A 12,363-nucleotide genomic window follows, 5' to 3' on the forward strand; every position below is an offset into this window, starting at 1 on the left:
GAAGCCAAATCGCCCGAACCGACGGGGCCGCAGAACGGCGCTGTCGGGTTCTCGATTGCGTTCCATCCGAATCCTCGTATGTACTTAAGGCCGTCGGATCGACCGCGGCCCACGAGTACGGAGATCGGTTGACCGATGAGGACGTCGGATGGAGCACCTGCCTTCGCGCCGAAATCGGCCGAAGGGGACGTGACGAGTGCGCCACGTCGTTCGCATTAATGACGAGGACCCGGTCCATACATAAGGCCGTCGAACGTCGGACAGTTCGGTCCGGGCTCACATGTCATGGTCACCAGTCAATAAATTAATAGTAGCTGCTTCTGTGGCCGTCGTGCGATCACTGTACAAGCGATTGCAGTCGTTACTATCGGGAAAAGTATCGCGCGGGCGGAGGTCGGCCGGTCATCCACCCCTTGAAGGGATAGTCGGACCGAATGATACCCGCGCAGTCTCGAGCTCGGGTCCGCACCCGCAAGAAGGCTTCGGCAATAGCGAGCATGGCGAGGACGTGCATCGATGCGAATAAACCCGGTGCGTTACAAGGGACAGACGAATGGTCCAGGATCCGATCACTTCGGAGCCACCGCCGTCACCGGAAGTGATCTGTTCCGCGCTCGACGATCCCGACTGTCGGGAGATCATCCGGAAGCTCGAGGAACCGATGACGGCTGCAGAGCTCAACGCGCAGTGTGAGATCCCACAGTCCACACTGTATCGAAAGCTCGAGCTGTTAACTGACTCGACACTCCTCGAGGAGTCGACCGAGATCCGTCAGGACGGCCATCACGCGAGCAAGTACTCCGTGGCGTTCGACGAGATCACGCTCTCCCTCGAGGACGACCGATCGCTGTCGGTAGAGATCGAGCGGCCGGCCCGGACAGCCGATGAACGACTCGCCGAACTGTGGTCTGAGGTGCGAAAGGAGACATGACTGGAATCGAACTTGCGCTCGTACTGGCTATCGTGAAGACACTTGTTCTCGTCGTCGGAAGCGTAATCACCTACTTCGCGTTCAAGGCGTACCGCCGAACGCGCCAGCCCGCGCTTGGCTATCTCGCGGGCGGGTTCGGAATCGTGACGCTCGGATTCGTTCTGGCGGGCGTCCTCCACGAAATTTTGGGTGTCTCGCTGGTTACCGGAGTATTACTCGAGAGTTTGCTCGTCCTCATTGGCTTTTTCGTGATCGCGTACTCGTTGTACGTCCAGTAGGAGGGCGTCGATACGCTTCGGCCACACGTAACCCCTCCCGATGCGACGAGGACACGATCGACTGCTACTGCGGTGGTTCGTCGTCGAGCGGGCGATCACGGACCGCACTCGGCGGTTTCGGTTACCGAACCGTCGTGAGCGGGCGATAGAACGAACGACGCTCGCCCGAGGACGGCGCCTCGCTACCGATTGAGGGTGTGGATCGCGTGACCGAGCGCGTTCTCGGCGGCCTCCATTACGGATTCCGAGAGCGTCGGATGGGTGTGGACCGTCGAGGCGACGTCCTCGAGTGTTGCCCCGAGTTCGATCGCGAGCCCGAGTTCGGCGATCAGTTCCGAGGCCTCGGGACCGACGATCTGGGCGCCGAGGACGTACCCCTCTTCCTGGTCGGCGACGATCTTGACGAACCCGTCCGACTCGCCGGTGGTCAGCGCGCGGCCGCTGGCCCGGAACGGGAACTTCCCGATGACGGTCTCGAAACCGGCGTCCTCGGCCTCGCTTTCGGACATGCCGACGGTGCCGATCTCGGGTTCGGTAAACACCGCCGCGGGCATCGCCTGGTAGTCGATCGCCGACGGCTCGCCGGCGATCACCTCGGCGGCGACCTGGCCCTCCATGCTGCCCTTGTGAGCGAGCATCGGCTCGCCGGCGACGTCGCCGACGGCAAAGACGTGGTCGACGTTCGAGCGAGCACGCGAATCGGTCTGGATGAACCCGCGGTCGTCGGTCTCGACGCCGGCGTTCTCGAGTTCGAGCGTGTCCGAGACCGGTTCCCGGCCGACGGCGACGAGGACTTTCTCGGCGTCGAGTTCGAGCGGTTCGTCCTCGACGGCCTCCGCGTTCGCTTCTTCCGAGGCCTGTGGCGTCTCGCTTCCCCCGTCGGCAGCCGCCTCGTCGGGCGTCTCGGCGACGACGCGGATCCCGTCGCCCTGCTGTTCCCACTCCGAGGCCGCGTACCCGAAGTGGAACTCGATCCCGAGGTCGCTCGCGCGCTGTTTGACGGGGCGTTTGAGATCGTCGTCGTAGCCCGGCAGGATGCTATCGAGCATCTCGATGACGGTGACGTCGGTGCCGAGCTTGGCGTAGACGCCGGCAAGCTCCATTCCGATGTAGCCGGCGCCGACGATCACCATCGAGTCGGGGACCGACTCGAGTGCGAGCGCCTGCGTCGAGTCGATCACCGGCTCGTCGTCGTACTCGAACCCGGGGATCTCGATCGGTCGCGATCCCGTCGCGACGATGGCGTGTTCGAACTCGAGGGTTTCCGACCCCTGGCCCTCACCGCTGTGGGAGACCCGGACAGTGTTTTCGTCGGCGAAGGTGGCGGTTCCCTCGAGCAGATTGACGCTGTTTGCCTTGCAGAGCTTCTCGACGCCGCCGGTGAGCTGGTCGACGACGTCGTCCTTCCAGCCCATCATCCCCGCGAGGTCGATCGCGGGGTCGGCGTGGATCCCCATCTCCTCGGCGTTGCCCGCTTCGTGAGCAACGTTGGTGGCGGTGATCAGCGCCTTCGAGGGGATACAGCCGTCGTTCAGGCAGGTTCCCCCGTACGCGTCCTTTTCGACGAGCGTTACGTCCAGATCGAGCTGTCCGGCCCGGATCGCGGCCACGTAGCCCGCGGGACCCGCGCCGATGACCAGTACGTCCGTTCCGGTGGTGACGTCTCCGACGACCATCAGTTAGCTCCCTCTCGTGGCAGTGTAGTAAGGTTCATCATTCGAGCAGTAGCAGTTCCGGATTCTCGAGGTACTCCATCACTTTGTTCGTAAACCGTGCACCAACCGCACCGTCGATCAACCGGTGATCGAACGACAGCGACAGCGTCATCACCGAGCGCGGCTCGATCGACTCCTCGCCGTCGTCGTCCGTGACGACCCGCGGCTTGCGTTTGATCTCGCCGACCGCGAGGATGCCCGACTCCGGATAGTTCAGGATCGGGGTCGCGTACTCGCCGCCGATCCCCCCGACGTTCGTGATCGTAAACGTCGAACCCCGAAGCTCGTCGGGACTGATCGAGCGTTCTCGGGCCTTCGTGACGAGCTCGTTCATCTCCGAGGACAGCTGCAGGAGCCCCTTCCGGTCGGCGTCCTCGAGGACGGGTACCATCAGGCCGACGTCGGTTGCCGTGGCGATGCCGACGTTGTAGTAGTCCCGGTAGACGATCTCCTCGTTGTCCTCGTCGATCACCGCGTTCATTTCGGGGAACTCCTTCAGTGCAGCCGTCACGGCCGTCATGATAAACGGCATGTAGGTGAGGCTGATCCCCTGTTCCTCGGCGCGGGGCTTGAGCCGATCGCGCGCCTCGACGAGTTCGGTAACGTCGACCTCGTCGTGGTGGGTGACGTGGGGCGCGGAGTACTTCGACTCGACCATCGCGTCGGCGATGGTCTTGCGAACGCCTTTGAAGGGTTCCCGACGTTCGCGTTCGCCCTCGGGGAACGCCGTCCCCTTCGCGCCGACGGGTTCACCCGCCGAGACTGCCTCTGCGTCGGCCTCCTGGGCTCGTTGCTGGGCCTCGGCGTACTCCCGGACGGCCTCGGGGGTGACGTAGGGCTCGCCGTCGCGTTCCTCGTCGGTCGGGACGGCGTCGATGTCGACACCCTCCTCCTCGGCGAGCTTTCGAGTTGCGGGCGCAGCCAGAGTCCGATCGCGGTCGGCCGACTCGACCTGATCCGGTGTCGTCGACTGGGTCGTCTGGCTCCCGGAAGGGGAACCCGCGTCGCTCGCGACGGCGCTCTCGGCACCCGTCTCCGAGGTGGTCCCTTCGGGTGTCGTCTCGGCTTCCACCGACTCCGAGGACGTGTCCGATCCGCCCGCGGCGGCTTCCACGTCGGCTGCGGTGATTCGACCGCCGGGACCGCTGCCCTCGAGCGTCGAGAGATCGATCCCCTCCTCGCGGGCCAACCGTCGTACCCGCGGCGGTGCGAAGACCCGGTCTTCTGGGGGTTCGACCTCACCGGTTTCGGCACCCGTCGCGCCAGCGTCGCCGGCAGGTTCGCCGTCGGCGTCTGTCTGGGTCCCCTCGGGCGAGTCGACACCCGGGGGTTCGCTGGCTCGTTCTTCTTCCGAGGTGGTCGATTCGTCCGTGCGCTCCTCGCCCTCCACGTCGTACGTAACGAACAGGTCGCCGACGGGGACCATCTCGCCTTCCTCCCAGTGGAGTTCTCTAACGGTGCCGTTGACCGGGGACGGAACCTCGACGAGGGCCTTGTCGGTCTCGACCTCCGCGACTGGCTGGTCCTCGCTAACCTCGTCGCCCGGTTCGACCAGCCAGCTCACCAGTTCACCCTCGGCGACGCCTTCGCCGACGTCGGGCAGCTTGAACTCTCGTACCATGTTAGAACCCCATCGTGTCTCGAATGCCGTCCTCGATGCGTGCCGGCTCGGGCAGGTAGTAGTCCTCGAGTGCGTACAGTGGGAACGGCGTATCGAACCCAGTGATTCGTTCTACCGGCGCCTCCTGGTAGAGCAGCGCCTCATCCTGGATCGTCGCGGCGATCTCGGCGCCGAGCCCACCCGTTTTGGGTGCCTCGTGGACGACGGCCGCACGGCCGGTCTTTTTGAACGACTCGACGATCGCGTCCTCGTCGAGGGGAGAAAGCGTTCGCAGGTCGACGACCTCGACGTCGATCTCGCCCGCGAGGTTGTCCGCGGCCTCGAGGGTCGGTCGAGTCATCGCACCCCAGGTGAACACGGAGATATCCGACCCCTCGCGACGGACGGCCGCCTCGCCGAGTGGTACCTCGTAGGGCTCGTCGGGGACCTCCTCTCGGAACGCCCGGTAGATGAGTTTCGGCTCGAGAAAGACGACCGGATCCGGCGAGCGGATCGCGCTCGTCAACAGCCCTTTCGTGTCGTACGGCGTCGAGGGTGTGACGACCTTCAGCCCGGGCTGGTGAACGAACATCGCCTCCGAGGACTCGGAGTGATGTTCGGGCGCCCGGATCCCGCCGCCGTAGGGGGCGCGGATGACCATCGGGCAGGTGTACCGGCCCCGCGAGCGCGTCCGCAGGCGCGCGGCGTGGGAGACGATCTGGTCGAACGCGGGGTAGATAAAGCCGAGGAACTGCATCTCCGGAACGGGACGCATCCCGTAGGCGGCCATGCCGATCGCCGTCCCGACGATCCCCGACTCCGCGAGGGGGGTGTCGATGACGCGGTTCTCGCCGAACTCGTCGTACAGCCCCTCGGTCGCGCGAAAGACGCCGCCGTTTTTCCCGACGTCCTCGCCCATGACGACGACGTCGTCGTCGCGTTCCATCTCGCTGTGCAACCCGTCTCGTACCGCCTGTACCAGCGTGAGGTTTTCCGATTCTGCAGCCATGTTATCCCTCCAGGAGGGCGTCGTCGCCGTGTCGTTCCCGGATCGATTCGAACCACTCGAGCTGTTCCTGTAACCGTTTGGGCATCCCCTCGTAGACGTGAGCGAAGATCTCCTCGGGGTCTGGCCGTTCGACCGCCTCGGCGGCGTCGATCGCGTCGGCGACGTCCTCGGAGATTCGGGACTCGATCGCGTCGACGCGCTCGTCGTCGAGCATCCCGTTGTTTCGCAGGAACGTCTCCATGCGCGGGATCGGATCCTTCTGTTTCCAGTGCTCGACCTCCTCGTCGTCGCGGTAGACGGAGGGGTCGTCGGCGGTCGTGTGGGCGCCAAAGCGGTACTGGACCGCCTCGATGAGCGTCGGCCGGGTCGCGCTGCCGGGCGACTCGTCCTCGACGGCGTCGGGGTTTTTCGCCTTCTCGACGGCGTCGCGGGTGACCTTGTACACTGCGAGGGGGTCCATCCCGTCGACCTGAACGCCCTCGAAGCCGTAGGCGGTGGCCTTCTGGGCGAGCGTCTCGCTCGCGGTCTGGCGCTCCCGGGGCACGGAGATCGCCCACTGATTGTTGTTACAGAAGAAGACGGTCGGCGTATCGAAGACGCCGGCGAAGTTCAGTCCCTCGTGGAAGTCTCCCTCCGAGGTAGCACCGTCGCCGAAATAACAGAGAAACGCCTTCTCCTCGTCCTTGAGGTCGGACGCCCACGCCGCGCCCGTCGCGTGGGGAATCTGTGTGGCGATCGGCACGGCGACGGTGAAGATGTTGGCGTCGTCGGGGATCTGGTTGCCCAATTCGTGGCCCATCCAGTACAGCAGGGTCCGCTTGAGCGACATCCCGCGGACGAGCGACGCCCCGTGCTCGCGATAGCTCGGGAACAGCCAGTCCTCGTCGTCTAGCGCGTGTGCGCTACCGATCTGGGAACCCTCCTGGCCCGACAGGGGTGGATACGTCCCCATTCGACCCTGGCGCTGGAGACTCACTGCCCGTTCGTCGAAGTGACGGACGAGACGCATCTGCTCGTACATCTCGACGAGCTTTTCTTCGGAGAGGTCGGGCACCTCGGCGTCCTCGAGGACGCGACCGGCGTCGTCGAGTACCTGTACGCGGTCCTGGGGGTCTCGCTGTATCGTACTCACGGGTGTACCCACCTGTGCATACCCTAACGAATTATCGCTCGCGTTAAAGGATTTTCGTAAATAGTTTACTATCGATGAGATTCTTGCTCGGCACGCAGAGAGTGTTCGGGGAACCGGGATCGAATCGACCGATCGTCCGTGTCAGTGCGGCTAACTGAACGGCTACGTACGGGTTCGGGAACCAGTGAACGAAATAGTGGACGAACGATCGGTCTCGGGCCGTGGCCAGGGAGAGCGGTTCCGTGACTACTCCGCGAGTTCGGCTGCCCCCGACTCGGCGCGGGCTTCCTGGCGGGCCTCGGCAACGCTTTTCCCCTCTCGAAGGACGGCGTCGACGAACAGCTCGCCGGCCTTGTACGAGGATCGGACCATCGGGCCGCTGGCGCAGTACAGGAAGTCGAGTTCGTCCTCGGCGACCCGTCGCCAGGTCTCGTACTTGTCGGGGTGGTCGTAGCGTTTCACTTCGAGATGGTCCCGCGAGGGTCGGAGGTACTGCCCCAGAGTGACGATATCGACGCCGCGCTCGCGGAGGTCGGCTAGAGTCTGGTAGACCTCGTGGTCGTACTCGCCGTGACCGAGCATGATCGACGTTTTCGTGTAGATATCCGACTCCCGATGGACCTGCTCGAGGACGCCGAGGCTCTGTTCGTAGCCGGCACGACGATCCCGGACGGGGAACTGTAGTCGCTCGACGGTCTCGACGTTGTGGGCGATGACGTCCGGATCGGCGTCGATGATCTTGCGCACGAGACGTTCCTCGCCCTGGAAGTCCGGGATAAGGACTTCGACGAGGATTCCGGGGTGGCGATCCTTGATCTCGCGGATCGTCTCCGCGAAGTGGCCGGCTCCCTGATCGGGGAGGTCGTCGCGGTCGACGCTCGTCAACACGACGTAGTCGAGACCGATCTCGGCGACGGCCTCGGCGACGTTTGTGGGTTCGTCGGGATCGAGCGACTCCATCCCCCCGGTCTGAACGTCACAGAAGTTACACGCCCGGGAACAGCGATCGCCCATCAGCATGAACGTGGCCGTTCCCCCCTCGCCGTCACCGGTTCCGGCGCCGCCGGACCAGCACTCGCCGAGGTTCGGACAGTTGGCCTCCTCACAGACGGTGTGGAGGTTCCGCTCGCGAAGACGCTCCCGGATGTCGGTAAACTCCTGTCCCGACGGCGGACGCATTTTGAGCCAGTCGGGCTTGCGGGTGCTGCTCATACCTCTACCGTGGCGTGCCAGGGTGAAAAACGGTTGTGATCGACAGGTCCTCTCAGTGTGAGTACAACAGGAATATTTATTTTACTCAAATATATCCGTATATATGGAATGCTCGACCTCGATCGGGAGGAGATCACGACGGGTCCGATACCGCGGGTGCTCGCACTCCTGGCCGCCCCGTTGCTCGTCCAGAACCTCGTGCAGGTCCTCCAGCAGGTCGTCGACACCCTCTGGCTGGGCCGTCACAGCCTCGAGGGAGTGGCCGCGGTCGGGCTGACGTTTCCGCTGATGGGAGTGCTCGCGGCCGTCTCGATCGGCGCGGGCGTCGGCACACAGGTACTGGTCTCCCAGCGAGTCGGCGCCGAGGAGGACGACCTGGCCCGCCGGGCGACCGGAAACGGAATCCTCGTCGGCGTCCTCGCGGGCGGACTCGCGGGGCTCGGCGTCGCGGCGTTCGCCCCGGAGATCGTCGGCGTCTTCGGCGCCGGCGAGCTGGTCACCCAGTACGCCGCAGCCTATCTCGCGGTCGCCGCGATGGTCTTTCCGATCCTGAGCGCGAGCGAGGCCCTCGAGTCGAGTTTCATCGGCTGGGGCGACACACGCGCGGCGTTGTACATCAACGCCGTCGCGGTCGCGGTCAACATCGTTCTCGATCCGTTCCTGATCTTCGGCTGGTGGCTGTTCCCCGAACTGGGCGTCCCCGGCGCGGCGCTGGCGACGGGGATCGGCTACGGCGTCGGCTTCCTGTTCGGGCTCGGCCTGGCAGTTCGAGGACGGGATGGGTTCGTCCTCTCGCGGGCGGTGCTTTCGTTCGAGCTCGAGGACTGTCGCGAGATCGTCGACATCGGCTGGCCGACCGCGGGCCAGTACCTCTCGAGCCAGTCGGCCCGCGTCGGGATGGTCTGGCTCGTCGCGATCGTCGGCGGCGCGGCGGGACTCGCAGCGTACACGATCGGCGCCCGGGTGGCGGCGATCGCGTTCGTCCCCGCGATCGGCCTCCAGCAGGCCGCCCAGAGCATGGTCGGCCAGAACCTCGGCGCCGAACTCCCCGACCGTGCGCGACGAACGACGTGGGTCGGCGTCGCCATCGCGAGCGTCGCCCTCACCGTCGTCGGCGCGGTCCAGTGGGCGATTCCGGAGACGCTGTCGGTGCTTTTCGTCCCCGACGCGACACCCGCCGAGGTCGAACTCGCCGCGGAGTACCTGCGGATCCTCGCGTACGGCTACTGGGCGATCGGCGCGACCTACCTCCTGCAGGGCGGGTTCAACGGCGCTCGACGGACCCGGACGAGCCTGATCGCGACCCTGCTGCAGTACTGGATCATCCGACTCCCCGTCGCGCTCGCGGGTGCCTACCTGCTCGGGCTTGGCGTCGTCGGCGTCTTCTGGGGCGTCACCGTCTCGAACGTCGTCGCCGCGCTGGGACTCGGCGCGTACTACTGGTACGAGACCTCGTCCGGGATGAACGTCCGGGCGGCCGAAACCGCGTCCTCCGAGGCCGCCGACTGAGCCGGTCGGCCCTCAGCTTGCCGTCACACGGTGCCGTCCCGCGGGCGGCCGAAGGAAACGCCTTTGGCCCGTCACCCCCCGTTTCCGCGTGATGGAGGTCGCCGAGGTTCTACCCGAGTTTGCCGACGCCTTCGCGTTCGAGGAGTTCAACCGGATGCAGCGGGAGGCCCTGCCCGCGTTGCTCGAGTCCGACGAGAACGTCGTCGCGAGCGCGCCGACCGCGTCCGGAAAGACCGCGCTCGCGGAACTGGCGATCTGCAAGACCCTCGCCGAGGACGGCACCGCGCTGTTTATCGCGCCGATGCGGGCCCTGACCAACGAGAAAGAAGACGACTGGGACCGATTCGAGGAGCTCGGCTACTCGGTGTACGTCGTCACCGGCGAGCGCGATCTCAACCCGCGGCGGGCCCGCCGGGCCGACATCCTCGTGATGACCCCCGAGAAGCTCGACTCGGCGACCCGAAAACACGACTCCCGGCGGTACGACTTCGTCACCGACGTCGACGTCTGTGTCATCGACGAGGTCCACCTGCTGGATGCCGACCGCCGGGGCTCCGTCCTCGAGGTGACGATCTCGCGGCTTCGACGACTCTGTGAGCCCCGAATCGTCGCACTCTCGGCGACGATGCCGAACGTCGAGGACGTCGCAGCCTGGCTCGACGCCCCCGAGGACGCGACCTTCGAGTTCGGCGCGGAGTACCGGCCCGTCGAACTCAACGCCGGCGTCAAGACCTACACCCACGGCGAGAACTCCTTTGCCGACAAGTACCGTCGGCTCTACCGGGCGCTGGACCTGGCCGAACCCCACCTCCGCGAGGACGGCCAGTCGCTCGTGTTCGTCTCTTCCCGCCAGGACACGGTCCGGGCGGCCGAGAAGGCCCGCGACGAGATCGCCGAACGCGATATCCCGATGGGCGTTCGTGGCGACTTCGACTACCACAACAACGACCTCAAGGAGCGTATCGAGAACGAGACGCTCTACAAGTCCGTGCTCGACGGCGTCGCCTTCCACCACGCCGGGCTCTCGAAAAACGACCGCGACCTCGTCGAGGAGTGGTTCAAGGAGGGACGGATCGAACTGTTGTTCTCGACCTCGACGCTCGCGTGGGGCGTCAACCTCCCCGCCCGCTGCGTCGTGATCCGGGACACGAAGCTCCACGACCCCCTCGAGGGTGAGATCGATATGAGTCCCCTGGACGTCCTCCAGATGCTCGGGCGTGCGGGCCGCCCGGGCTACGACGACGTCGGCTACGGCTGGGTCGTCTGTGACACGGCCGAGGCCGACAAGTACCGCCGGCTGCTCGACGACGGCAAGGAGATCGAGTCCCGGCTCGCCGAGACCCTCGGCACCCACCTCAACGCCGAGATCGCGATGGGAACGATCACCGACCTCGAGGACGTGATGGACTGGCTCGAGACGACCTTCTACTACGTCCGCGGGCAGTCGAGTCCCGAGGCCTACGACTTCCCGAACCTCCGGCGACGCGTCCGGGACTGTCTCGAGGATCTGGTCGATCGGGGGTTCGTCGCGATGGACGAGACGGATCTCTCGATCGAGGCCACCCCGCGGGGAGTCCTCGCCTCGAAGTACTACCTCCGGCTCGAGACCGCCGTCCGGTTCGCGACGCTGTGTGACCGCGTCGCCGACGGGGAGGCGGTCGCGACAGACGACCTTCTCGAGGTCGTCGCGACCGCCGCGGAGTTCGACTCGGTGTCGGCCCGTCAGGCCGAACGCGACGCGATCGACGCGGTGCTTGTGGGTCAGGAAACGGGCGACCTCGAGCCCGGCCAGCGCAAAGTCCTCGCAATCTTGCGCGGGGCCGCGAGCGGCTCGGTCCCAACCGAGCTCCGAAGCGATGCCTGGGTCATCCGCCGGAACGCGACGCGGCTGCTCTCCGCGCTGGGTGCGTTCCTCGATCGGCTTGCGGGTCCCCACGCCGCGAACCTCGCGGGACGCGTCGAGGCCAGGGTCGAGAACGGGGTCGCCGAGGACGCGGTCGGACTGACGGCGATCGACGGGATCGGTCCGGGGCGAGCGAGCAAGCTCTCAAAAGAGGGGCTGTCGACGCCGGGCGACGTCGTCGAGGCCGGGATCGCCGGGCTGGTCGAGGCGGGCCTCTCGGAGGGCGTCGCCGAGCGGGTCTACGAGGGCGCCCAGTCGCTGCCCGCAGCCGAGATCGAGTGGGGATCGTTCCCGGAGACGATCGAAACCGGGGAGAACGACGTCTCCGAGGTCACCGTGCGAAACGTCGGCGAGCCCGCGCGAGCCGGGATTCGGGTGACGGTAAACGTTCGAGAGAGCGACGCGCTCTCGAGCCAGTCGGGAACGGATGTTCCCGACGACGGCGTCGAGATGACGAGTACGAGTACCTACCTGCGCGGCGAGGAAACCGTTCCCGTCGGTGTCTTCGGCGCCGACGCCGACGAGCTCGAGTTTCGCGTCAGCGTCGCCTTCCCCGAGCAACCCCTGGTCCCCCTCGAGGAGCGACGAACGGTTGAGGTCCGCTGAATCTATTTCTTGTGGGTGAAGATGACCGCCTGTCCGTCGGCCGAGCCGACACAGAGGTCGAGCTGCTGTGAGAGGTTGAGGCTTGCCGGGTTCTCCTTGCAGACGACCAGATCGTCGAACGTCGCGTCGCAAGCCGGACAGGAGACCGCCACCGTGTTCTGGTAGCTCTTGATCGCCTGGTTTTCCTCGCGAATCGTCAGCGATGCGGCGAGTTCGTCGAGGTCGATATCGCCCATACCCCACCTTGTGAGTCGGTACCTATAAATTCAGGCGGGAATCCCCGTCCGAACGGCCCGAAGCTGACGGTCGGGCGACGGTTCCGCCGCGAGCACGAGCGCTGCGGAGACCGCGAGCGTCAGGTGCGGTTGTGCGTCGCAGCGACCCGAATCCGTCCGCTGGTCCGGGTATCGGTCCGCCCCGTAACAGTTTCCGTGGAGACAATTCAGCAATAGTGATCGGATAGTAATG

At 65.6% G+C, this 12,363-nt stretch carries 10 protein-coding genes; 4 read left to right on the plus strand and 6 right to left on the minus strand.

Annotation, left to right across the window (positions count from 1 at the left end; all coding sequences use genetic code 11):
* Positions 1-553: 553 nt before the first annotated feature.
* Both NATOC_RS18330 and NATOC_RS18335 read left to right on the plus strand, forming a co-directional pair.
* Positions 554-931, plus strand: a complete 378-nt coding sequence (locus NATOC_RS18330; RefSeq protein ID WP_015322976.1) for a winged helix-turn-helix domain-containing protein — start codon at positions 554-556, stop codon at positions 929-931.
* Entirely contained in the window at positions 928-1,209 is a 282-nt protein-coding gene (locus NATOC_RS18335; RefSeq protein WP_015322977.1) for a DUF7521 family protein, read from the plus strand. Before NATOC_RS18330 ends, NATOC_RS18335 begins: the two co-directional genes overlap by 4 nt.
* 182 nt (positions 1,210-1,391) lie before the next feature.
* On the opposite strand, the gene NATOC_RS18340 is transcribed toward NATOC_RS18335, so the two are convergent.
* The 5 genes from NATOC_RS18340 to lipA form a co-directional block, all read right to left on the minus strand.
* On the minus strand, positions 1,392-2,885 hold the full coding sequence (locus NATOC_RS18340) for a dihydrolipoyl dehydrogenase family protein (protein WP_015322978.1): 1,494 nt from the start codon (positions 2,883-2,885) through the stop codon (positions 1,392-1,394).
* A 37-nt stretch (positions 2,886-2,922) separates the two neighbouring features.
* The gene (locus NATOC_RS18345; RefSeq protein WP_015322979.1) at positions 2,923-4,545 is read right to left on the minus strand and encodes a dihydrolipoamide acetyltransferase family protein; all 1,623 of its coding nucleotides are present in this window, start codon (positions 4,543-4,545) and stop codon (positions 2,923-2,925) included.
* Between the two features lies 1 nt (position 4,546).
* Positions 4,547-5,533, minus strand: coding sequence for an alpha-ketoacid dehydrogenase subunit beta (locus tag NATOC_RS18350; protein ID WP_015322980.1), 987 nt, complete (start codon positions 5,531-5,533; stop codon positions 4,547-4,549).
* Position 5,534: 1 nt separating this feature from the next.
* On the minus strand, positions 5,535-6,665 hold the full coding sequence (gene pdhA, locus NATOC_RS18355) for a pyruvate dehydrogenase (acetyl-transferring) E1 component subunit alpha (RefSeq protein ID WP_015322981.1): 1,131 nt from the start codon (positions 6,663-6,665) through the stop codon (positions 5,535-5,537).
* 246 nt (positions 6,666-6,911) lie between these two features.
* On the minus strand, positions 6,912-7,877 hold the full coding sequence (lipA, locus tag NATOC_RS18360; protein WP_015322982.1) for a lipoyl synthase: 966 nt from the start codon (positions 7,875-7,877) through the stop codon (positions 6,912-6,914).
* A 108-nt stretch (positions 7,878-7,985) separates the two neighbouring features.
* Between lipA and NATOC_RS18365 the strand changes: the two genes are divergently transcribed.
* Positions 7,986-9,386 (plus strand): MATE family efflux transporter, encoded by a 1,401-nt coding sequence (locus NATOC_RS18365; RefSeq protein WP_015322983.1) that lies wholly within the window; start codon positions 7,986-7,988, stop codon positions 9,384-9,386.
* Between the two features lie 91 nt (positions 9,387-9,477).
* Positions 9,478-11,895 carry a DEAD/DEAH box helicase gene (locus NATOC_RS18370; protein WP_015322984.1) on the plus strand — a complete coding sequence of 806 codons (2,418 nt, stop codon included), beginning with the start codon at positions 9,478-9,480 and terminating at the stop codon, positions 11,893-11,895.
* 2 nt (positions 11,896-11,897) lie between these two features.
* Here the strand turns inward: NATOC_RS18370 and NATOC_RS18375 are convergent, their stop codons facing one another.
* Positions 11,898-12,131: a DUF7385 family protein gene (locus tag NATOC_RS18375; RefSeq protein WP_015322985.1), complete on the minus strand. Its 234-nt coding sequence runs from the start codon at positions 12,129-12,131 to the stop codon at positions 11,898-11,900.
* Between the last annotated feature and the right edge of the window lie 232 nt (positions 12,132-12,363).

Source organism: Natronococcus occultus SP4 (assembly GCF_000328685.1).
In the GTDB taxonomy this organism is placed as follows: Archaea; Halobacteriota; Halobacteria; order Halobacteriales; family Natrialbaceae; genus Natronococcus; species Natronococcus occultus.